Source organism: Streptomyces sp. NPDC051563, from assembly GCF_044454225.1.
GTDB lineage: Bacteria > Actinomycetota > Actinomycetes > Streptomycetales > Streptomycetaceae > Streptomyces.
Genome location: NZ_JBITDL010000005.1, coordinates 82499 through 104523 on the forward strand (window position 1 = coordinate 82499; position 22025 = coordinate 104523).

Consider the following 22025-nt stretch of genomic DNA (forward strand, 5'->3'; position numbering starts at 1 on the left):
AAAAGGGCCGGGGACTCCTTACGAAACGCGGACGTCGCCCCTGTGGACGCGTTCCGGGGCCCGGGCCGGCGACCGTGGGTGGGAGGCTGGACGCATGAGCGGTGACGGCGTGAGCAGCAGCAGCGATGGCGCAGAGGCAGGCACGGACGGTCCGGAAGCGGTGCCCGCACGGGTCCTGGTCGTCGACGACGACCCGACGGTGGCGGAGGTCGTCACCGGTTACCTGAGGCGCGCCGGCTACACGGTGGAGAGCGTCGCGGACGGCCCGGCGGCGCTCGCCCGCGCCGCCGCGTTCCGGCCGGACCTGGTCGTACTGGACCTCATGCTGCCGGGCCTGGACGGGCTGGAGGTGTGCCGCAGACTCCGCGCGGCCGGCCCGGTGCCCGTGATCATGCTGACCGCGCGGGGCGACGAGGACGACCGGATCGCGGGACTGGAGCGCGGCGCCGACGACTACGTCACGAAACCGTTCAGCCCGCGCGAGCTGGTCCTGCGGGTCTCCTCCGTACTGCGCCGCGCGGCGGCCGGGCCGGCGCCGGAGCCCGGCGGGGGAGAGGCGCCGCCGCTCACGGCCGCCGGGATCACCCTCGATCCGACCACCCACCGGGCCGCGAAGGACGGCCGCGAACTGGCCCTCACCGTAAGGGAGTTCGATCTGCTCGCGCACTTCCTCCGGCATCCCGGGCAGGCGCACGGACGCGAGGAGCTCATGCGCGAGGTGTGGGGCTGGGACTTCGGCGACCTGTCGACGGTGACGGTGCACGTACGCCGCCTGCGCGCCAAGGTCGAGGAGGACCCGGGCCGGCCCCGGCTGATCCAGACGGTGTGGGGCGTCGGCTACCGCTTCGAACCGGGAGAGGCGGCCGCGGCATGAAGGACATACTGCTCATCGCGCTGTTCGCGTTCGGCGGGGCCGTCTGCGCGGGGGCGTGCGGCGCGCTCGTGCTGAGGCTGGTGCGGCACCGGTCGGTGGCGGTGTCCCTGGCGGTGATCGCCGCCGTGACGGTCACCGCGATGCTGGCCGGGACGCTCGCCGTGGCCCAGGCCATGTTCCTCTCCCGGCACGACCTCGGGGTGGTCACCCTGGTCGTGGCGATGGCGGCGGTGGTCTCGCTGGCCGTGGCGCTGCTGCTGGGACGCTGGGTGGTGGCCCGCAGCCGCGAACTCTCCCTGGCCGCACGGGACTTCGGCGACGGCGGCAGTTTCGCCGCGCCGCCCGGCCTGGCAACGGCGGAACTGGCCTCGCTGTCGCGGGAGCTGGCGGCGACCAGCGGGAAGCTGGCGGTGTCCCGGGAACGGGAGCGGGCGCTGGAGACCTCGCGGCGGGAGCTGGTGGCCTGGATCTCGCACGATCTGCGGACCCCGCTGGCGGGTCTGCGAGCCATGTCCGAGGCGCTGGAGGACGGCATGGCGGAGGATCCGGCGCGGTACCACCGGCAGATCCGCACCGAGGTGGACCGGTTGAACTCCATGGTCGGGGACCTCTTCGAACTGTCCCGCATCCACGCGGGGGCGCTGGCGCTGAGCCCGAGCCGGATGTCGGTGTACGACCTGATCGGCGACGCGCTGTCCGGGGTCCACCCGCTGGCACGGGAGCGCGGGGTGCGGCTCGACGGCGGAGCGGTGGACCGGGTGCCGGTGGAGGTGGACGGCAAGGAGATGACCCGGGTCCTGGCCAACCTGCTGATCAACGCGATCCGGCACACCCCGGCCGACGGGACCGTGGCGATCGCCGCCTCCGTACGGGCCGACGGGGGAGCGGTGGTCGTCTCCGTGACGGACGGCTGCGGGGGCATCCCGGCGGAGGACCTGCCGCGGGTCTTCGACACGGGCTGGCGGGGCACTCCGGCACGGACCCCTCCGGCGGGGGTGGCCTCGGTGCCGGCGCCCCCGGCGGGGGCGGGACTGGGACTGGCGATCGTACGGGGCATCGTGGAGGCCCACGCGGGGCGGGCGGCGGTGCGGAACGTTCCCGGAGGGTGCCGGTTCGAGGTGACCCTGCCGGTGCCGGCCTGAGCCCGGTGGGTGGGTGGGCGGCGGGTGGGTGCGGCGCCGTTGCGCATCGACCGTACGAACTCGCCCCCGTCCAAGGGCGGGACGAGGTCCGGGAGGACGGGATCGTGCCCGCGAGGACGCAGAGTGGTAACGATGTGGGAGCCGATGACCCCGGATCCGCCGGTGACGAGCACACGCACGACCGGGACGTTGCGGAACTTCGGGGGTGGGCGGGGTGTCCCGCGCCTTGCCGGAAGACTTCCGTCAGCCCATTTCGTCACGCGGGGTGAGCGGCTGGGGGCGGTGGGTCCCAAGTGGCGCCCGGTACCAGTGTGTTTGGGTTGCGGAGCGGCGAAAAGTAACGCTTTTGATGCCTCGCCAACTGGCTTGACCGCGACGTAAGCGGGGCATAAGTTCTGCCCCGGCTCGCTCCATCGGGGACCGGCCGTACCACCGTCTCTTGGGGGGACTCATGCACTACTACACCGACGTTCTGAAGAAGTACGTCGACTTCTCCGGCCGCGCACGCCGCCAGGAGTACTGGATGTTCTTCCTCTTCAACATCGCGGCGCTGATCATCGTCGCCATCCTCGACAGCGTCATAGGCACCTCGCCGCTGCTCTACGCGCTCTACGCGCTGGCCACCTTCCTCCCGAACCTGGGCCTCACCGTCCGCCGCCTGCACGACGGCGGTAAGTCCGGCTGGTGGATCCTCATCGCGCTGATCCCGCTCGTCGGCGGCATCTGGCTGCTCGTGCTCCTCGCCACCGAGGGCCAGCCCAACCCGAACCAGTACGGCCCGAGCCCGAAGGCCGTCCACGCCTGAGCAGCCCGTAACCGGTAGTGCCCGAGCGTCGCCCCTGGCTGGAATCAGCCGGTGGCGGCGCTCTCGGCGTTTCCGGGCGCCCGGGCCGCGCCGGCCACCCAGCGTGACGCGCGTCTCGTACGGGCTTGCGCCGGGGGGCTGTCCAGACCGGCCCGATCACGAGATATCTTGATGTCGAGCAATGTTGCAGACGAGAGACGCAGACTGTGGAGCGGAGCATCCGGTGACTGACTCGACCATCATCTACACGCACACTGACGAGGCCCCGGCCCTCGCGACGTATTCCTTCCTGCCTGTGATCCAGGCGTACGCGTCGACGGCCGGTGTGAATGTCGAGACCCGTGACATCTCCCTGGCAGGCCGCATCATCGCCAGCTTCCCCGAGTACCTGGAAGAGGGCCAGCGGATCGCGGACGCCCTCGCCGAGCTCGGCGAGCTGGCGAAGACGCCCGAGGCCAACATCATCAAGCTGCCCAACGTCTCGGCGTCGATCCCGCAGCTCAAGGCCGCGGTCGCCGAGCTCCAGGGCCAGGGCTACGCCCTTCCGGACTACCCGGACGACCCGAAGAGCGACGAGGAGCGCGAGAACCGCGCCCGTTACGACAAGATCAAGGGCAGCGCCGTCAACCCGGTCCTGCGCGAGGGCAACTCCGACCGCCGCGCCCCCGCCTCGGTCAAGAACTACGCCAAGGCGCACCCGCACCGCATGGGCGCCTGGACGGCCGACTCGAAGACGAACGTCGCCACCATGGGCGAGAACGACTTCCGCTCCACCGAGAAGTCCGCCGTGATCTCCGAGGCCGGCACGCTGCGCATCGAGCACGTCGACGCCGACGGCACCGTCACGGTGCTGCGCGACTCCGTACCGGTGCTGGCCGGCGAGGTCGTGGACGCGTCCGTCCTGCACGTCGACGCGCTGCGCACCTTCCTCAACGACCAGATCGAGCGTGCCAAGGCCGAGGGCGTCCTGTTCTCCGTGCACCTCAAGGCCACGATGATGAAGGTCTCCGACCCGATCATCTTCGGCCACGTGGTCCGCGCCTTCTTCCCGAAGACCTTCGCCCGCTACGGCGAGACCCTGGCGGCCGCCGGCCTGTCCCCGAACGACGGCCTCGGCACCATCCTGAACGGCCTGGGCGCGCTGCCCGAGGCCGACGCGATCAAGGCCTCCTTCGACGCCGAGATCGCCGAGGGCCCGGCCCTCGCGATGGTGGACTCCGACAAGGGCATCACCAACCTGCACGTGCCGTCCGACGTCATCGTCGACGCCTCCATGCCGGCCATGATCCGCACCTCCGGCCACATGTGGGGCCCGGACGGCGCCGAGGCCGACACGCTCGCCGTCCTCCCGGACAGCAGCTACGCCGGTGTCTACCAGGCCGTCATCGACGACTGCCGCAAGCACGGCGCGTACGACCCGTCCACGATGGGCTCGGTGCCGAACGTCGGCCTCATGGCCCAGAAGGCCGAGGAGTACGGCAGCCACGACAAGACCTTCGAGCTGGCCACCGCCGGCACCGTCCGCGTCGTCGACGCCTCGGGCGCCACGGTCATCGAGCAGGAGGTCGCCGCCGGCGACATCTTCCGCGCCTGCCAGACCAAGGACGCGCCGATCCAGGACTGGGTCAAGCTCGCCGTCACCCGCGCCCGCGCCACCGGCGTCCCGGCCGTTTTCTGGCTCGACGAGGGCCGCGCGCACGACGCGCAGCTGATCGCCAAGGTCAACACGTACCTCGCCGACCACGACACCGAGGGTCTGACCATCAAGATCCTGTCCCCGGTCAAGGCCACCGCGTACTCCCTGGAGCGCATCCGCCGCGGCGAGGACACCATCTCGGTGACCGGCAACGTCCTGCGCGACTACCTGACCGACCTGTTCCCGATCCTGGAGCTGGGCACCAGCGCCAAGATGCTGTCGGTCGTCCCGCTCATGAACGGCGGCGGCCTCTTCGAGACCGGCGCCGGCGGCTCCGCCCCGAAGCACGTCCAGCAGCTCGTCAAGGAGAACTACCTGCGCTGGGACTCCCTCGGTGAGTTCCTCGCGCTGGCCGTCTCCTTCGAGCACCTCGCCACCACCACCGGCAACGCCCGCGCCCAGGTGCTGGCCGACACCCTGGACCGGGCGACCGGCACCTTCCTCAACGAGGACAAGTCGCCGAGCCGCAAGCTGGGCGGCATCGACAACCGCGGCAGCCACTTCTACCTCGCCCTGTACTGGGCGCAGGAGCTGTCGCGCCAGACCGAGGACCCGAAGCTGGCCGCGGCCTTCGACCCGCTGGCGAAGTCGCTGGCCGAGTCCGAGGAGAAGATCGTCGGCGAGCTCATCGCCGTACAGGGCGCCCCGGCGGAGATCGGCGGCTACTACCAGCCCGACGCCGCCAAGGCTTCGGCGATCATGCGGCCGTCCGCGACGCTGAACGAGGCGCTCGCGCTCCTGGGCTGAGGCCCGACCGGATCGAGGCCCGACCGGATCGAGGCCCGACCGGGCTCAGGTCCGTCAGTGCTGAGGTCCACCGCTTCCACGGGTCCGCCCCGGCCGGCAGTCGCCGGCCGGGGCGGACCCGTTCGCGTGCCCGGTCAGAGCCGGTGCACGTGGTCCGGTGGGAAGGCCAGCGGGTCGAGCCCGGCGGCCAGGACCCGCAGTCCGGGAGCCACGGCGAGCAGCTCGCGCAGGCAGTCCAGTGCCTCCGACGCGAGGTGCTCGCAGCCGTCTAGGACGAGCAGCATGTCGCGCTCCGCCAGCCAGGACGCCGCGTTCGACGTCCCGCACGGCAGGAACGGCATCCCCGGTACGCAGCCCAGCGCGGCCGTCAGGTCGCGGACCGCGAACCGCCGGTCCATGGACACCACGGCGACGCCGTCGTAGAAATTGGACGAGAGCCGTTGCCCTATCTCCCGCACCAGCTGGCTCCGGGGCTCGCGGAACCGTCCGGTGACGGTCACCACTTTGCCCCGCCGCACGGCGGTGAAAAGACGGGACAGCTCCGCGGAGGTCGCCGGGAGTGTGCCGGCGCCCCTGGAATCCCTCATCGGCACGATGCCCCCCTGCATGCGTGACCTGCGGCAAGAGGGTTGTTTCAAGCCGCATGGAGACGATTATGCGCCAGTTTTCGTGAAAGGCCAGGGGAATTCCCTATTCCGGTGAAAAGCCCGCGGCGCCCGATGATCGCAGCAGTTGTACAGGTCACGTCCCTTTGTCCAACCGCGCACGGCACTCGCCCCGACCCGAACGGCGAGATCCGCATCGTCGCGGCCCGTACGGCCCGCGCGGCCGCCCCGGACCCCGGGGAACGGTTGTCCGGGAGACCGGAATCCGCTGTACTGCTGCTGTGCGGCCCGATGTTCGGGCCCGGCACGGCATCGTTCGGGGGAGGGGTCAGGATGAGCGCAGACCGGCGTCGGGCAGGGCGGGGCGCGAGACCCGCGTCGCACCGGCGCCGTGCGGGCTTCCGGCGCCGAAGGCCTCTGCTGAGCCTCCTCCTGTCCGCCTTCCTCCTCGTGGGCGTCTGCGCCGCGACGGGCCTCGCCTGGGACCCCGGCACTGTCACCGACGCGCGGGGGGCCCGCCCGGCACCCGTACCGGGCGGCATCCTCCCCGGCACCCCCGACGACGGCCCCGCACCCGCGACCAGCGGCCCCGCCGCAACCGGCACCGCCACCCCGCAGGGCACGGACGGGCCGGCCCCGGACCCCACGGCCCAGGGCTCGGGTGCGGAGGGCGGAGCGCGCTCCGCCGGAGCCCTGCCCTTCGACCTGCCGCAGCCGGCCGCCCTGCGCTCCGGCGCCGCCGGCAAGAAGCTGGTCTTCGCCCACTACTTCACCCCGTACCCGCTCTCCCTGGACAACGTCGGCGCCGACGCCGACTACTACACCCGCAACTACCTGACCCCGGACGGCGAGAACGGCAAGCACGAGCGCTACGGCGGCCTGCTCCGCGACCGCCCGCTGCCCGTCCCGCCCAAGACCGGGAACTGGGAGCTCGCCAACCTCCAGCAGGAGGTCCGTACGGCCCGCGCCGCCGGCATCGACGGATTCACCCTCGACCTGCTCTCCCTGACCGGGAAGAACCGGGAACGCTGCAACCTGCTGATGGAAGCGGCCCGTTCGGTGGATCCGGGCTTCAAGGTCATGCTGATGCCGGACATGACCTCCCTCGGCACCGACGACCCGGCCGTGCTCGCCGGCCTCCTCGCCGAGCTCGGCAGCGCCCCGGCCGCCCACCGGCTCCCCGACGGACGGCTGGTGGTCTCCCCGTTCAAGGCGGAGGAGAAGAGCGTCGCCTGGTGGACCACGGTCATGGACGTCCTGAAGTCCCGGCACGGCATCCGTACCGCCTTCGTCCCGCTCTTCCTCGACTTCGGCGCGCACAGCGGTGAGTTCGGGCCCATCAGCTACGGATTCTCCGAGTGGGGCAGCCGCAGCTACGTCGGCCAGGAGGGCTCCACCCGCGACGTGCGGCGCGCCCACGCCGCGGGCAAGATCTGGATGCAGCCCGTATCGGTCCAGGACGCCCGCCCCAACCAGGGCATCTACGACGAGGCGGGCAACACCGCGACCCTGCGCGCCACATGGAACCGCGCCATCGAGGACGGCGCCGACTGGGTCCAGCTCACCACGTGGAACGACTACAGCGAGGGCAGCCAGTTCGCGCCCTCCCTGCACAACGGCCATGCCTACCTGGACCTTTCCTCCTACTACCTCACCCGGTTCAAGACCGGCGGCTGGCCGAAGATCGTCCGCGACACCCTCTACCTGAGCTCGCGCACCCAGTTCGCCGCCGCGGACCCGAGCGGCAGCCAGTCCCTCGTGATGTCGCTGCGGGGCGGCAGCGCCGCGGCCCGGGACACGGTGGAGGTGCTGAGCTTCCTGACCGCGCCCGCGAGCATCCGTACGGCCGTGGGTGCGGCCGAAGACACCCGTGCGGCCCCGGCCGGGGTCCACGCCGAGCTGCTGCCCCTGGCTCCGGGCACCGGCTCGGCCTCCGTGGTGCGCGACGGCAAGGCCGGGGCCCGGGTGGAACTGCCCTACCGGGTGGACCGCACGGTGGAGGTGCAAGATCTCCAGTACTACGCGGCCACCAGCGGCCGCAGCTGAGCCCACGGGCCTCCGGAGCGGGGCCCTAGAGGCCGAAGTCCCTTGGCCCGGGACCTTCGTCACCCCATATGTAGTGGTGGCTCTCGGCTCTCACATCCATATGTAGTGTTGGTCTTGCCGGTTCGGCGGGGCCTCTCCCCGACCGAGGCAACAGGGAACCCGGTGGGAATCCGGGACTGCCCCGCAACGGTGAGTCCGCCACGGCGGACGAGTCCGACACCTGCCGGCACGGGCTCTCGAAAGGGCCCGCCATTCTTCCGTGCCGAGCCTCGTGGGAGGGCTGCCGTGACTGCTGTCGTCGATGCCGTAGAGACCGTGACCGAATACCTGGACCGCCGGGACTGGCGGGTGAACGCCAACGCCAACCAGGGCTATTCGCTCGGCGGACTCATCCTCAACGCCGCCGGCAAGGTCACCGCGAACTACTGGCTGGAACAGGTCTATCCCGCCGCCGTGGCCCGCGCCCACCGCGAGGGCGACCTCCACATCCACGACCTGGACATGCTCTCCGGCTACTGCGCCGGCTGGTCCCTGCGCACCCTGCTGACCGAGGGCTTCAACGGGGTGCCCGGACAGATCGACTCCGCCCCGCCCCGGCACCTGTCCTCGGCCGTCGGCCAGATCGTGAACTTCCTCGGCACCCTGCAGAACGAATGGGCGGGCGCCCAGGCCTTCTCCTCCTTCGACACCTACCTCGCCCCCTACGTCCGCCTCGACGCGCTGACGTACGACCAGGTCAGGCAGTGCGTCCAAGAGCTCGTGCACAACCTCAACGTGCCCTCGCGCTGGGGCACCCAGACCCCCTTCACCAACCTCACCTTCGACTGGACCTGCCCCGAGGACCTGCGCGAGCAGATCCCGGTGGTCGCGGGGGAGGAGACCGGTTTCACCTACGGCGAGCTCCAGGCCGAGATGGACATGATCAACCGGGCGTACATCGAGGTGATGACCGAAGGCGACGCCACCGGGCGGGTGTTCACCTTCCCCATCCCGACCTACAACATCACCCGGGACTTCCCCTGGGAGAGCGAGAACGCCGAGCGGCTCTTCGCGATGACCGCCAAGTACGGGCTCCCGTACTTCCAGAACTTCATCAACTCCGAGCTCGAACCGCACATGATCCGCTCCATGTGCTGCCGGCTCCAGCTCGACCTGACCGAGCTCCTCAAGCGCGGCAACGGCCTCTTCGGCAGCGCCGAGCAGACCGGATCCCTCGGCGTGGTCACCCTCAACTGTGCCCGGCTCGGGCACCGTTACGCGGGAGACGAACCGGGGCTGCTGGCCGAGGTGGACCGGCTGTGCGAACTCGCCAAGGACAGCCTGGAGATCAAGCGGATCACCGTCCAGGACCTGATCGACGGCGGCCTCTTCCCATACACCAAGCGGTACTTGGGGACCCTGCGCAACCACTTCTCCACCATCGGGGTCAACGGGATCAACGAGATGATCCGCAACTTCAGCGCGGACGCCCACGACATCACCACCCCCGAGGGCCACGCCCTCGCGGTCCGCCTCCTGGACCGGGTCCGGGCCCGGATGGTCGACTTCCAGGAGAGCACCGGCCACCTCTACAACCTGGAGGCCACCCCCGCCGAGGGCACGACGTACCGCTTCGCGAAGGAGGACCGGGCCCGCTTCCCCGGCATCCTCCAGGCCGGGACCGACGCCAACCCGTACTACACCAACTCCTCGCAGCTGCCCGTCGGCTGGACCGACGACCCCTTCGAGGCACTGGAGCGCCAGGACGAACTGCAGGGCAAGTACACGGGCGGCACCGTCCTGCACCTGTACACCCCCGAGCGGATCCCGACGGCCGAGGCCTGCGCCAAGCTGGTCCGGCGCTCGCTGGAGACCTTCCGGCTCCCGTACCTCACGGTGACCCCGACCTTCTCCATCTGCGCGGACCACGGCTACCTGGCGGGCGAGCAGCCCCACTGCCCCACGTGCGGGGCGGCGTGCGAGGTGTGGACACGGGTCATGGGCTACCACCGCCCCGTGTCCTCCTTCAACATCGGCAAGAAGGGCGAACACGCCGAACGCGTCCACTTCAAGGCGGCGGTGTGAGCCCCGCCGCGCCCGCCGTGCCCCCGGTACCCGCCGCGCAGCCGGACGAGGTCATCCGCATCGGCGGCTGGTCCCGGCTGTCCACCTGCGACTGGCCCGGCCGGCTGGTCACCACCGTCTTCTGTCAGGGCTGCCCCTGGCGGTGCGGCTACTGCCACAACCCCGGCCTGCTGCCCGCCCGGGCCCCCGCCGCCGTCTCCTGGGACGAGGTGCTCGGCCACCTCGCCCGCCGGACGGGGCTGCTCGACGGGATCGTCTTCTCCGGCGGGGAACCGCTGCTCCAGCGCGGTCTGCCGCGGGCCGTACGGGAGGCCCGCGCGCTGGGCCTGGAGGTCGGCCTCCACACCGGCGGCGCCTTCCCCCGGCGGCTGGCCCGGCTGCTCGACGCGGGCCTGCTGGACTGGGTCGGCTTCGACGTGAAGGCCCCGCCCGGCCGCTACGAGCGGGTCACCGGCATCGGCCACGCGGCCGCCTCGGCGGAGCGCAGCCTGCGCCTCCTGCTCGCCTCGGGGGTTCCCCACCAGCTCCGCACCACGGTGGACCCGGCCCACCTGGACCCGCCCGCCATGGCCGACCTGGACGGCTGGCTCGCGGACCTGGGCGCGCGCCCCACGCTCCGCCAGGCCATGCGACCGCCGGCCGCCTGACGCACCGCGCCTGACGCACCCCGCCCGACGCACCGCTCTACGCGGCTCCGCCGGGGGCCGGGGCGAACTCGGGCTGGTCCAGCAGCCGCAGCCAGCTGCCGTCGGGCTGGCGGCGTACGACCTGGGCCCGTGCCCCTGTGCCGTCGCTCGGCGGGGTGGAGGTGAGGGCGATGCCGTCGCTCACGAGCGTCGGCAGCGGGGGCTCCGGCTCGAACTGCGGCCGGTTCACGAGCACCTGCTCCCACAGGGTGCGGATGGCCTCCCGGCCCACCGTCAGCTCGCCCGGCGGGAAGGCCATCACGGCGTCCTCCTCGTAGAGCGCGGCCACCCCGGCCGCGTCGCCGGCGTTGGACCGCTCGACGAACAGCCGGGTGATGTCCTCGGGGTGCAGGGCCTTCTCGTACGACGCGTAGTCCGACATCGCTGCCTCCTGTGCTGGAACCGGGGGTGTGCTCTGTGTTCCAAGCCTGACGCCCGTCGCATCAGAAGTCCAACAGCTGGTTCTGTTCGGAGCTAGAATCTCCAGTCATGGAACTGAGGCAGCTCGAATACTTCGTCGCGGTGGCCGAGGAACAGAACTTCACCCGTGCGGCCGAACGCGTCCACATCAGCCAGTCCGGTGTCAGCGCCCAGATCCGCCGCCTCGAAGAGGAACTGGGCGCCGAACTCTTCGACCGGTCCTCCCGCACCGCCACCCTCACCGTCGCGGGCAAGGCCGCCCTGGAACACGCCCGCACCGCCCTCGCCGCCACCGGGGCCCTCGCCCAGGCGGTGGGCGAGGTGACCGGCCTGATCCGGGGCCGCCTCACCGTCGGCATGGTCGTCGGCTGCACCATCACCCCCCTCTTCGACGCCCTCGCCGCCTTCCACCGGGCCCACCCGGGCGTGGAGATCGCCCTGCTGGAGGACAACTCCGACCGCCTCGTCCAGGCGGTGCGCGCCGGCGCCGTCGACCTGGCCCTCGTCGGAACCGCCGCCACCACCCCCGAGGGGCTGGAGGCGTTCACCCTCATCAGCGAGCGGCTGGTCGTCGTGGTCCCGGCCGAGCACCCGCTGGCCGCGGCGGACCGGGTGACCCTGCGCGACCTCGGCGGGTACCCCGTCATCTGCATGCCCCCGGGCACGGGGCTGCGCACGGTACTCGACCGGGCCTGCGCCGGACAGGGGCTGCGGCCCGCGATCGCCCTGGAGGCCGGCGCCGCCGATGCCGTGGCGGACCTCGCGGCGCGCGGCCTCGGGGTCGCCGTCCTCAGCGCCTCGATGGCCGATTCCTACCGGGACCGCCTCACCGCCCGAACCATCGAGGACGTGGAGATCCCGGCTCTGCTGTCCCTGGTCTGGCGCGACACCCGCAGCCCCGCCCTACGGGAGCTGCTCCTGCGGTGCCGCCGCGCCTTCGCGGCGCCGATGGCCGGGGGAGGGGCTGTCGCTCCGGTGGGCGGCGAGGCATGATCGGGCCGACAGCCGCGCCGCATCCACGGAGAGCCCACGTGACCCAGCCCGCAGAGCCGACCGAGCGGACCGCCCGCGCCGATCACGCCGACACCGACGGCCGGGCCGGGGCTGCCCCGGGCGGGTCCATACGCCGCCCCGCCGCATTCCCGGGCGGGCGGGAGCTGTTCCGGCTGTCCGACGAGATCGCCCACCTCAACCACGGGTCGTTCGGCGCGGTGCCCGTCCCCGTCCAGGAGGCGCAGGCCGCCCTCCGGGCGCAGGCGCACGCGGATCCCGACGCCTTCTTCATCGGCGCCCCCGACCGGCTCGTCGGTGCCCGCACCCGGATCGCCGCCCGGCTCGGCGGCGATCCGGACGGGCTCGCCTTCGTGTCCAACGCCACCGAGGCCGCCAACGTGGCCCTCGACGCCGTGGAGTTCGCCGCCGGCGACGAGATCCTGGTCACCGACCACGGCTACGGCACGGTCGTCGCGGCCGCCGCCCGGCGCGCCCCCCTCACCACCGTGGCTCTGGGCACCGACCTCCCCGACGAGGACGCCGTACGGGAAACCGTGCTGGCCGGCCTCACCCCGCGGACCCGGGTCGCCGTGCTCGACCACATCAGCTCGCCCACCGCCCGGCTCATCGCCTCCCCCCGGCTGCTCGCCGAACTCGCCGAGCGGGGCGTCACCACCATCGTGGACGGCGCCCACGCCCCCGGGATGATCCCCGACCCCCTGGGCGGGGGCGCCGACTTCTGGTTCGGCAACCTCCACAAGTGGGCCTACGCCCCCTCCGGCACCGCGATGCTGTCCGTCGCCCCGCAGCACCGCGGCCGGGTCCGCCCGCCGGTCCCCTCCTGGGAGGACCACTACGGCTTCCCGCGCTCCGTGGAGAACCGCGCCACCTACGACTACACCGGCTGGCTCGCCGCCCCGGAGGGGCTGGACCTGCTGGAGGAGCTCGACGCCGCCAAGGTACGGGCCCACAACAGCGCCCTGGCCGCCTACGGCGCGGCCCTGCTCGCCGAGATCCCCGGAGTTGCCCCCCTCCCGTACACCGAGGGCCTCGCGCTGCGCACGCTGCGGCTGCCGCCCGGGGTGGCGCAGACCCCCGACGCCGCCCGCGAACTGCGCGAGCGGCTCGCGGCCGAGCAGCGGATCCGGGTCCTGATCTGGCCCTGGCCGGGCGGCGGCGGGATCCGGGTGAGCGGGCAGATCTACAACCGGGCGGAGGAGTACGAGCGGCTCGCCGAGGTGTTCCCCGCCTACCTCCGCTAGCTAGTCCCGCCGGAGCAGGTACGTGTCCATGATCCAGCCCTTGCGGGCGCGGGCCTCGGTCCGCAGCTCCTCGATCCGGCCGGAGACCTCCGCCAGCTTTCCCGAGACCAGGATCTCGTCGGGGGTGCCGACGTACGCACCCCAGTAGATGTACAGGTCCTGGTCGAGGTGGGCGGTGAAGGCGTGCCGGGCGTCCAGCATCACCACCACGTCGTCCACACCCTCGGGCCAGCCCTCCGCGAGCCGGCGCCCGGTGGTGATCTGGACCGGGCGGCCCACCCGGTTCAGGGTGGTGCGGTGGCGGGCCAGCAGCGAGGAGATGCTGCTGATGCCTGGTACCACCTCGTGCTCGAAGGCGACCCGGCCCTTCTCCAGCACCTCGTCGAGGATCGCGAGCGTGGAGTCGTAGAGCGAGGGATCGCCCCACACCAGGAACGCGCCCGTCTCGCCCTCCGCCAGGTCCTCGGCGATGAACCGCTCGAAGAGCTCGGCCCGCGCGCTGCGCCAGCCGTCCACGGTGGGGGTGTAGTCGGAGGGCGTCCGGTCGCGGTCGGGATCGCGGCCCTCCACCAGCCGGTGTCCGGGGCGGGCGTGCGCGTCGAGCATCGCGCGCCGCAGCCCGGTCAGATCCGCCTTCTCCTCGCCCTTCTCCAGGATGAGGAATGCGTCCGCCGCGCCGATCGCCCGGACCGCCTGGAGGGTCAGGTGGTCCGGGTCGCCCGCGCCTATGCCGATCACTGAAAACTTCTTCACCGGGCTATTCTGCCCGTCATGCGTGTCGCCCTGTTCGTCACCTGCGTCAACGACGCGCTGTACCCGCGCACGGGCATCGCCGTCGTCCGCCTCCTGGAGCGGCTCGGGGTCACCGTGGACTTCCCCGCCGCCCAGAGCTGCTGCGGGCAGCCGCAGTACAACACCGGCTACCGGCGCGAGGCCGAACCGCTGGTCCGGCGCACCGCCGAGGCCTTCGCGGGCTACGCGTACGTGGTCACCCCGTCCGGTTCCTGCGCCGCCATGGTCCGCGCCCACTACCCCCGGATCGGGCGCGCGGCCGAGGCCGAGGGCCGGGGCCCCGCCCTGGCCGCGCTGGCCGAGGACCTCGCACCACGCGTGTACGAGCTCACCGAGTTCCTCGTCGACGTCCTCGGGGTGACCGACGTGGGCGCGTACTTCCCGCACACCGTCACCTACCATCCGTCCTGCCACGGCCTGCGCGGCCTCGGGCTCGGCGACCGGCCCCGGCGGCTGCTGGCCGCCGTACGCGGCCTGGAGCTGCGCGAACTGCCCGGCGCCGAGGAGTGCTGCGGCTTCGGCGGGACCTTCGCCGTCAAGAACCCGGACGTCTCGGCCGCGATGGGCACCGACAAGACCGGCCACGCGCTGTCCACCGGCGCCGAGGTGCTCTGCGGCGCCGACAACTCCTGCCTCGCCCACCTGGACGGCATCCTGCGCCGGCAGGGAGCCCCGCTGCGGGCCCTGCACCTCGCCGAGATCCTGGCCGCGACGGAAGAGGAACCACTCGTATGACGGGCACCTACCTCGGCATGCCGGCCTTCCCCGACGCGGCCCGCGAGGCCGTACGGGACGAGGTGCTGCGCGCCAACCTCCGCCACGCCACGCACACCATCCGCGACAAGCGGGCCCGCGCCGTCGCCGAACTGGAGGACTGGGACCGGCTGCGCGCGGCCGGCAAGGCCGTCAAGGACCACACCCTGGCGCACCTCGACCGGTACCTGCTCCAGCTGGAGGCCGCCGTCACCGCCGCGGGCGGTACCGTCCACTGGGCGGCCGACGCCGACGAGGCCAACCGCATCGTCACTGACCTGGTCCGGGCCACCGGGGCGACGGAAGTCGTCAAGGTCAAGTCCATGGCCACCCAGGAGATCGGCCTCAACGAGGCCCTGGAGGCGGCCGGGATCGCCGCGTACGAGACCGACCTGGCCGAGCTCATCGTCCAGCTCGGCCACGACCGGCCCTCCCACATCCTGGTCCCGGCCATCCACCGCAACCGCGGCGAGATCCGGGACGTCTTCGCCGCGGAGATGGGCCGCTGGGGCCGCCCGGCCCCCGAGGGGCTGGGCGACGACCCGCGCGAGCTCGCCGAAGCCGCCCGGCTGCACCTGCGCGAGAAGTTCCTGCGGGCCGAAGTCGCCGTGTCCGGAGCCAACTTCATGGTCGCCGAGACCGGCACCCTGGTCGTCTTCGAGTCCGAGGGCAACGGCCGGATGTGCCTGACCCTGCCCGAGACCCTGATCTCCGTGGTCGGCATCGAGAAGGTGGTCCCGACCTTCCGCGACCTGGAGATCTTCCTCCAGACGCTGCCCCGCTCCTCGACCGCCGAGCGGATGAACCCGTACACGACCATGTGGACCGGGCTCGGGCCCTCGAACGGAGCCGACGGCGACGGCCCCTCCGCCTTCCACCTCGTCCTCCTCGACAACGGCCGCACCGACACCCTCGCCGACGAGGTGGGCCGCCAGGCCCTGCGCTGCATCCGCTGCTCCGCCTGCCTCAACGTCTGCCCCGTGTACGAGCGCGCCGGCGGCCACGCCTACGGCTCCGTCTACCCCGGCCCGATCGGCGCCATCCTCAGCCCCCAGCTCCGCGGCACCGGGAGCGAGATCGACGCCACCCTGCCCTACGCCTCCACCCTGTGCGGAGCCTGCTACGAGGTCTGCCCGGTCGCCATCGACATCCCCGAGGTCCTGGTCCACCTGCGCGAACGCGTGGTCCAGGGCGGCCCGGTGACCCGCGAGGGCATCCGCGTCCGCCTCCGCCCCGCCGACGGCCACACCGCCGAACGGGCCGCCATGCGGGCCGCCCGGCTCCTCCTCGACCGCCCGGGCGCCCTGCGCGCGGGGGAGCGGCTGCTGGCCCGGGCCCGGCGGCTGCGCCCGCGCCGGCTGCCGGGCCCGGGGCGGGCCTGGACCGACAGCAGGGAGCTGCCGGAGCTCCCGGAGCGCTCGTTCCGCGACTGGTGGGCGGCGCGCGAGAAGGAGGCACGCCCGTGAGCAGCAGGGAACAGATCCTGGCCCGCATCCGCCGGGCCCTGCCCGAGCCGCGCCCGGACACCGCGATCCCCCGGGACTACCTCCCGTTCCACGGCGCCCGCACCCCGGCCGAGACCGTCGACCTGCTCGCGGCGAACCTCACGGAGTACCGGGCCAAGGTGCACCGGGTCGGGGAGGACGGCATCGCCGTGCTGCTGGCCCGCCTCCTCGCCGAGCGCGGAGCCTCCTCGGTGCTCGTACCGCCCGGGCTGCCCCCGTACTGGACGGCGGCCGTCGACGCGACCAGGGTCCACGACCGCACGGACTCCACCCCGCACCAACTGGACTCCGTGGACAGCGTGGTGACCGGCTGCGCCCTGGCGATCGCCGAGACCGGCACGATCGTCCTCGACGGCGGCCCCGAGCAGGGACGGCGCCGGATCACCCTCGTCCCCGACCACCACATCTGCGTGGTCCGTGTCCCCGGCCAGGTGGTGGACTCCGTTCCGCAGGCCCTTCCCCTGCTGGACCCCACCCGCCCCCTGACCTGGATCTCGGGCCCCTCCGCCACCAGCGACATCGAGCTGGACCGGGTGGAGGGCGTGCACGGCCCCCGGACCCTGGAAGTGGTCCTGCTCGGCGCACAATGAGGACATGCCCTCCCACCTCGCCCTCACCGCCCTCGTGGTCCACGACTACGACGAGGCCATCGACTTCTACACCCGCGCCCTCGGCTTCGACCTCGTCGAGGACACCGCACGGCCGGACGGCTCCCGCTGGATCGTGGTGCGCCCGCCGGGCGCCAAGGAATCGGCCCTCCTGCTGGCCCGCGCCAAGGACGACGCCCAGCGCTCCCGCGTCGGCGACCAGACGGGCGGCCGCGTCGGCTTCTTCCTCTACACCGACGACTTCGCCGCCGACCACGCCCGGATGACCGCCGAGGGCGTCCGCTTCCTGGAGGAGCCGCGCCACGAGGCGTACGGCTCGGTCGCCGTCTTCCAGGACCTCTACGGCAACCGCTGGGACCTCCTGCAGCCGGCGTAGGCCCCGGCCGGGCGTCGGACCGGGATCAGGCCGGGCCGGGGCCACCCGTGAGGTGCGGTGCCTCGGCCGCCGCGTCGACGGCCGCACCGGCCTCCACCCGTACGGCCAGCTCCCGGGCCCAGCGGACCAGCCCGGGGAGATCCATCCCGTACGGGGGCCCGGGCACGGTCACGGCCCCGGTCCCGGCTCCGGCCGGCCCGGCCAGGGCAGCGGCTCCGCGGCGCAGCAGCCGCGCCCCGCCGACCGCGTTCCCGCGTGCGGCGTGCGTCAGCCCGACCGCCAGCTGCGCCAGCGCCCGCCACAGCGGGGCCGCCTCCGCGGGCCCGGACTTCCACGCGTCCTCGAACACCTCGTGCGCGTGGAAGGGCATCCCCGCGTCCAGCAGCCGCTGCGCCTCGCGCACGGTCTCCCCGGGCGCCCGCACCACCCCTTCGGGCTGCCGCTCCACCCCCGGGGTCCCGTAGGGCAGCGGCCGCCCCAGCCCGTCCCTGGGCCGAGCGTTCCGCGCCCGCCCCTCACCGTCCCGATCCCGTGCGTTCACCTCCCCATCCTCTCCCGCGCCGATAACCGGTGCATGCACACCCCTCGCCGTGGGGTAATGTTCTGCATGTGCCGCAGGGACGGGGGAAACCCCAGATCAGAAGCACATCGGGACGTGGCGCAGCTTGGTAGCGCACTTGACTGGGGGTCAAGGGGTCGCAGGTTCAAATCCTGTCGTCCCGACTCGAAAGAGTCGTAGACCGAAGGGTCGTTTCGGAGAAATCCGAAACGCCCCTTCGGTCTTTTTCGCGTGCCCCTTGCGCGGAATTCACGTGCGCAGCAAGCGGAGTTGCGCCACACGCCACATGACGCCCCTGCACTGAGAGGACGTACCGCCTCACCTCCAGGGAGCGTCGTATGCGCAAGACATCGCCGGCAGCCGTTTCGTCCGCCGCCGTCCTCGCCTTCTGCGTGGTCACGGCCCTCGCCACGGCGCCGGCATCCGGGGCCGCCGAACAGCCGGCGCCGGCACCGCGTCTGCTGGACGTCACGAACGCCGGGCCCCTCACGCTTCCGTCCGCCACGTCGGTGCGGTCCGTCGTGCTCGCTCCGGGGGTGACCCAGACCTCCCTGGTCCTCGGCCGGACCGACGCCGACGACGTCTGGACCGTCCACGTGAACCAGCCCCTGACCGCCGACGGGCCGTACGGCTCGGCCACCGCGGCCCTCGGGGCCAAGGCGCGGGCCGACCAGGTGGCCGGTGCCCTGCGGGCCAAGGGGTTCGACCCCCGGGTGGAACGGGTCCTCATCCCCGCCTTCGCCGACCGCCCGGCCGGCACGCTGGGCTGGACCGTGCGGATCGGGCGGTACGCCGACCAGGGCGCGGCGAGCGCCGTGCTCGCCCGGGTCAAGGCGGCCGGGTTCGCCGGTGACACCCGGTACACGGCGCAGGACGGCACGGACGCCGACGCCCTCCAGCGGGTTTTCGTCCTGCGGGTGGACTTCAAGCGGTTCACCGGCCGTCTGGCCAGCGACTTCGGACCGAACATCGACGTCCACGAGAAGCTGCCCGACCTGGCGGCCGCCGCCGGGGCACTGGCGGGCGTCAACGCCCAGTGGTTCGCCGACAAGGCGTCGCTCGGGCTGTACGTGAAGGACGGCCGGCTGCTGAGCGCCGCGACCCAGGGCCGCAGCGGGGTCAGGATCACGGGCGGCGGGCGGACGTTCGACGTCGACACCTACACCACGCGGATCACGGTCGCCGCGGGCGGCTCCACCCGCGAGGTCGACGGCATCAACCGGATACCCGGCGAGATCTGGAACTGCGGGGGCGTCGGCGGCGACCTGCCCACCCAGCACCCGCAGCACGACGTCAGGTGCACCGACGACAGCGAGATCGTCCGCTTCACCCCCGAGTGGAGCACCCCGCCGACCGGAGCGGGCGCCGAGGTGGTCCTGGACCGCGACGACCGGGTGACGGCGGTGCACCGCACCCGCGGTGCCAAGCCGCCCGCGGGCGGCTCCACCCTCCAGGCCATCGGCGAGAGCGCCGACTGGCTGCTCGCGCACGCGCGTACCGGCGCCCGGCTGGGCATCGCCCAGCGCGTGCTGGACGGCGCCGGGCACCAGGTCCCGCTCACCCCCGACACCACGATCGTCCAGACCGGCCCGACGCTGATCCGCGACGGCCGGATCGCGGTCAACGCCCTCGCCGACGGCATCATCCGGCAGGGTGCCGACCAGACCTTCACCTACAACTGGGTGGTCCGCGGCAACCCGCGCACCATGCTCGGCATCGACGCGCAGGGGCGGCTGCTGCTGGCCGTCGTCGACGGGCGCCGGGCCGAGTGGAGTTCGGGCCTGGGCGTGGCCGACGCCGCGAAGCTGATGAAGGACCTGGGTGCCCGGGAGGCGCTGAACCTCGACGGTGGCGGTTCGAGCGTGATGGTCACCGCGCCCGCGGGCATCGTCAACCGCCCCTCGGACGCCACGGGTCCGCGCTACCTGGGCAACGTCCTGCTGCTGGAGTCCGCCAAGACCGGCGGCTGACTGTTTGGTGCAGCAAACGCACCGCGGGAACGAGAAGAACACGCAAGCCCGGACCCAACCCCCTTGGACCAGACCGTCCTCAAAGGGATCATTTGGGTTCGGGTTTGCCGTTGCCGTGGTGTCATCAGCGCAGAATTTGCTATGCCCATGCGAATTGCGTGCCCTACTCTGCGGTGATCCACGTCCTTGACGTTCTCAGAAAGACGCAGAAATCCCATGACTCGCCGCAGAGCCGGTGGACGAGTGCCCCGCGCGCTCACCGCCCTTTTCGCACTCGTCCTCCCGCTCACCGCGGCAAACCTCCTCAACGCGCCGGGCGCGGCCGCAGCGGACCAGACCAAGCCCGAGGTGCTTAGCGCGGGAGCCTTCGAAGGGGCCTGGGGCGCTTCGAGCGAGGGCAACAGGCCCGTCCCTTGCAATGGCTTGATGGGCAACAGCGGCCTTGCGCTGATCGCGAACCTGCGCGACATCGACGGCGGCAGCGTTACCGCTCAGTTCGTCGTCACCACCGCCGCGGGCGTGACCGTGCCCGTTCCCCAGGCAACCACCGTGTCGAGCGGCGGCACGTCGACCACGGTGGTCCGTGCCGCGGACCTGCCCACCGGCGCTTACAAGTGGAAGGTCCGCGCCAGGGATGAGGAAGGCGCCTACAGCGCCTTCACCGTCGGCTGTGCCTTCAACGTCGACGCGGACCCGCCCATGGATCCCGTCACCGTCACCGAGGAGGACACGCCCGACCTCCCCCCTCAGCGGGTACGCACCCGGGTGCGGCTGACGTTCAAGAACCCGGCCACCGACCTCGCCGGGTTCTGTTGGGACATAGGCCGCCCCCTCTCCGTATCCAGTACTCCTTGTGGCGGGAACCGCTGGATTCCTCTCGTCAACGGCGCCACGCAGGCCACGGTCGATGTCGACCTCGCGCTCTGGCCGACGCACACCCTGGAAGTCGAGGCCTTCGACAAGGCAGGCAACAGGACGCAGACCACTGACACCGTCCTGCGTGTGTACCCGGCATCCTTCATCTATCCGGCCGGGCAGACTCCGCTGAACCCGACGCGCAAGGACCTGCTCGGCGACCTCAACGGCGACGGCTTCGTCGACCTGCTGGGACCCGAAGCGGACGGCGGCCTGCGCCTCTACTCCGGCAACGGAGCCGGCCGCGTGCAGATGCGCCTGGTCGGAGACGCGGGTTGGAAGGACGCCCTGATCGCGCACGGCGGAGACTTCGTGGGGTTCACCACTCCCACGGGCGTACCTGATGGCTTCGAAGACGTCATCGCCCGCTTGAGCGACAACAAGCTCTACGTCTACCCCGGTAACGGGCTCGGCACCCCCTTGTCCGAGGTCCGCAGGGAGCTGTCCCCGCCTCCCGGTCTCGGTTCCAAGGGCTGGGGGCGCCTCCAGCAGATCATCGCCCCCGGCGACCTGGACCAGCGCGCTGCCGACGGCTTCATGAAGGGCAACGACCTGGCCGCCGTCGAATGCGTGGACGATGCCTGCACCGGCGCCCGCCTGCGGATCTACTCCGGCCGCACGAAGCCGGACGGAAGCCCGGACCAGACCGCGCCCTTCGACTTCAAGGCCCCCGCCTACACCGGCGGCGCCACCTGGAAGAACTACGAGATCCTCGGCATCGGCGACCAGAACGGCGACGGGGTCAAGGACATCCTCGCCCGGAACAAGATCGACGGGAACCTGTACCTCTACGCCGGCAAGATCGGCGCGGACGGCAAGTTCGGCCTGGCTCCCCGCACCACCTACGCCACCGGGGGCTGGCGCCCCGCCGACCGCCCGCTGATCGTCAGCCACGGCAACGCCCAGGGCGCCGTCGTCAACAAGACGATCACCGACGAGGGCCAGGTCATCCCGTACAAGCAGTTCCAGCCCAAGGCGGGTGACGAGCAGGGCGACCTGTGGACCACCACTCCGGCCGACCCCAAGCGCGTCGTGAACTACGTCGACGGCGCGGGCAAGCCGGCCACCACCACCTGCCCCACCGGCTGCCTGCTCTTCTATCCGGGCGGTCCCACCGGCCTCAAGCAGCCCCAGTTGGTCGGCGCGAGCGGCTGGGCGACCAGCGTCACCCACCTCTTCTGACCCGCCTGACTCGAGCAGGACGTGC

At 72.2% G+C, this 22025-nt stretch carries 19 protein-coding genes, 1 tRNA gene and 1 riboswitch; of the genes, 16 read left to right on the top strand and 4 right to left on the bottom strand.

All coding sequences use genetic code 11. From position 1 onward, the window contains the following. Positions 1-94: 94 nt before the first annotated feature. The 4 genes from ACIA8F_RS08120 to ACIA8F_RS08135 all read left to right on the top strand — a co-directional run bounded on the left by ACIA8F_RS08120 (position 95) and on the right by ACIA8F_RS08135 (position 5264). A complete protein-coding gene (locus tag ACIA8F_RS08120; protein ID WP_399377426.1) occupies positions 95-874 on the top strand; it encodes a response regulator in 780 nt (259 codons plus the stop codon). Continuing rightward, positions 871-2016 carry a sensor histidine kinase gene (locus ACIA8F_RS08125; RefSeq protein WP_399377427.1) on the top strand — a complete coding sequence of 382 codons (1146 nt, stop codon included), beginning with the start codon at positions 871-873 and terminating at the stop codon, positions 2014-2016. Before ACIA8F_RS08120 ends, ACIA8F_RS08125 begins: the two co-directional genes overlap by 4 nt. Before the next feature lie 451 nt (positions 2017-2467). Further along, a complete protein-coding gene (locus tag ACIA8F_RS08130) occupies positions 2468-2821 on the top strand; it encodes a DUF805 domain-containing protein (RefSeq protein ID WP_399377671.1) in 354 nt (117 codons plus the stop codon). 223 nt (positions 2822-3044) lie between these two features. Continuing rightward, a complete protein-coding gene (locus ACIA8F_RS08135) occupies positions 3045-5264 on the top strand; it encodes an NADP-dependent isocitrate dehydrogenase (RefSeq protein ID WP_399377428.1) in 2220 nt (739 codons plus the stop codon). Between the two features lie 134 nt (positions 5265-5398). On the opposite strand, the gene ACIA8F_RS08140 is transcribed toward ACIA8F_RS08135, so the two are convergent. Further along, complete coding sequence (locus ACIA8F_RS08140; protein ID WP_399377429.1) at positions 5399-5851, bottom strand: hypothetical protein; 453 nt, start codon at positions 5849-5851, stop codon at positions 5399-5401. 351 nt (positions 5852-6202) lie between these two features. Between ACIA8F_RS08140 and ACIA8F_RS08145 the strand changes: the two genes are divergently transcribed. The 3 genes from ACIA8F_RS08145 to ACIA8F_RS08155 all read left to right on the top strand — a co-directional run bounded on the left by ACIA8F_RS08145 (position 6203) and on the right by ACIA8F_RS08155 (position 10626). Then, positions 6203-7915: an endo-1,3-alpha-glucanase family glycosylhydrolase gene (locus tag ACIA8F_RS08145; protein ID WP_399377430.1), complete on the top strand. Its 1713-nt coding sequence runs from the start codon at positions 6203-6205 to the stop codon at positions 7913-7915. 101 nt (positions 7916-8016) lie between these two features. Next, a riboswitch (cobalamin riboswitch) is annotated at positions 8017-8158 on the top strand. A 42-nt stretch (positions 8159-8200) separates the two neighbouring features. After that, positions 8201-9979, top strand: coding sequence for a ribonucleoside triphosphate reductase (locus ACIA8F_RS08150; protein WP_399377431.1), 1779 nt, complete (start codon positions 8201-8203; stop codon positions 9977-9979). Beyond that, positions 9976-10626, top strand: coding sequence for an anaerobic ribonucleoside-triphosphate reductase activating protein (locus ACIA8F_RS08155; RefSeq protein WP_399377432.1), 651 nt, complete (start codon positions 9976-9978; stop codon positions 10624-10626). Before ACIA8F_RS08150 ends, ACIA8F_RS08155 begins: the two co-directional genes overlap by 4 nt. A gap of 37 nt (positions 10627-10663) precedes the next feature. Here the strand turns inward: ACIA8F_RS08155 and ACIA8F_RS08160 are convergent, their stop codons facing one another. Beyond that, positions 10664-11047, bottom strand: a complete 384-nt coding sequence (locus ACIA8F_RS08160) for a YybH family protein (RefSeq protein WP_399377433.1) — start codon at positions 11045-11047, stop codon at positions 10664-10666. A gap of 107 nt (positions 11048-11154) precedes the next feature. On the opposite strand from ACIA8F_RS08160, the gene ACIA8F_RS08165 reads away from it, so the two are divergent. Continuing rightward, positions 11155-12078, top strand: coding sequence for a LysR family transcriptional regulator (locus tag ACIA8F_RS08165; protein WP_399377434.1), 924 nt, complete (start codon positions 11155-11157; stop codon positions 12076-12078). A gap of 38 nt (positions 12079-12116) precedes the next feature. Next, positions 12117-13340, top strand: a complete 1224-nt coding sequence (locus tag ACIA8F_RS08170; RefSeq protein ID WP_399377435.1) for an aminotransferase class V-fold PLP-dependent enzyme — start codon at positions 12117-12119, stop codon at positions 13338-13340. Here the strand turns inward: ACIA8F_RS08170 and cobF are convergent, their stop codons facing one another. Beyond that, positions 13341-14093 (bottom strand): precorrin-6A synthase (deacetylating), encoded by a 753-nt coding sequence (gene cobF, locus ACIA8F_RS08175; protein WP_399377436.1) that lies wholly within the window; start codon positions 14091-14093, stop codon positions 13341-13343. Positions 14094-14111: 18 nt separating this feature from the next. On the opposite strand from cobF, the gene ACIA8F_RS08180 reads away from it, so the two are divergent. Genes ACIA8F_RS08180 through ACIA8F_RS08195 form a run of 4 tightly spaced genes read left to right on the top strand, consistent with a single transcriptional unit; the run spans position 14112 to position 17374 of the window. Then, entirely contained in the window at positions 14112-14867 is a 756-nt protein-coding gene (locus ACIA8F_RS08180) for a (Fe-S)-binding protein (RefSeq protein ID WP_399377437.1), read from the top strand. Next, positions 14864-16351: a lactate utilization protein B gene (locus ACIA8F_RS08185; protein WP_399377438.1), complete on the top strand. Its 1488-nt coding sequence runs from the start codon at positions 14864-14866 to the stop codon at positions 16349-16351. The genes ACIA8F_RS08180 and ACIA8F_RS08185 overlap by 4 nt, the downstream gene beginning before the upstream one ends. Next, positions 16348-16980 (top strand): lactate utilization protein C, encoded by a 633-nt coding sequence (locus tag ACIA8F_RS08190; RefSeq protein WP_399377439.1) that lies wholly within the window; start codon positions 16348-16350, stop codon positions 16978-16980. The genes ACIA8F_RS08185 and ACIA8F_RS08190 overlap by 4 nt, the downstream gene beginning before the upstream one ends. A 4-nt stretch (positions 16981-16984) precedes the next feature. Further along, on the top strand, positions 16985-17374 hold the full coding sequence (locus ACIA8F_RS08195) for a VOC family protein (protein WP_399377440.1): 390 nt from the start codon (positions 16985-16987) through the stop codon (positions 17372-17374). A 25-nt stretch (positions 17375-17399) separates the two neighbouring features. Here the strand turns inward: ACIA8F_RS08195 and ACIA8F_RS08200 are convergent, their stop codons facing one another. Next, on the bottom strand, positions 17400-17915 hold the full coding sequence (locus ACIA8F_RS08200; protein WP_399377441.1) for a DUF309 domain-containing protein: 516 nt from the start codon (positions 17913-17915) through the stop codon (positions 17400-17402). Between the two features lie 108 nt (positions 17916-18023). Between ACIA8F_RS08200 and ACIA8F_RS08205 the strand changes: the two genes are divergently transcribed. From ACIA8F_RS08205 to ACIA8F_RS08215, 3 genes are all read left to right on the top strand, one after another. After that, positions 18024-18097, top strand: a tRNA-Pro gene (locus ACIA8F_RS08205). A 174-nt stretch (positions 18098-18271) separates the two neighbouring features. Next, complete coding sequence (locus tag ACIA8F_RS08210) at positions 18272-19903, top strand: phosphodiester glycosidase family protein (RefSeq protein WP_399377442.1); 1632 nt, start codon at positions 18272-18274, stop codon at positions 19901-19903. A gap of 426 nt (positions 19904-20329) precedes the next feature. Beyond that, positions 20330-22000 carry a hypothetical protein gene (locus tag ACIA8F_RS08215; RefSeq protein ID WP_399377443.1) on the top strand — a complete coding sequence of 557 codons (1671 nt, stop codon included), beginning with the start codon at positions 20330-20332 and terminating at the stop codon, positions 21998-22000. Positions 22001-22025: the final 25 nt, after the last annotated feature.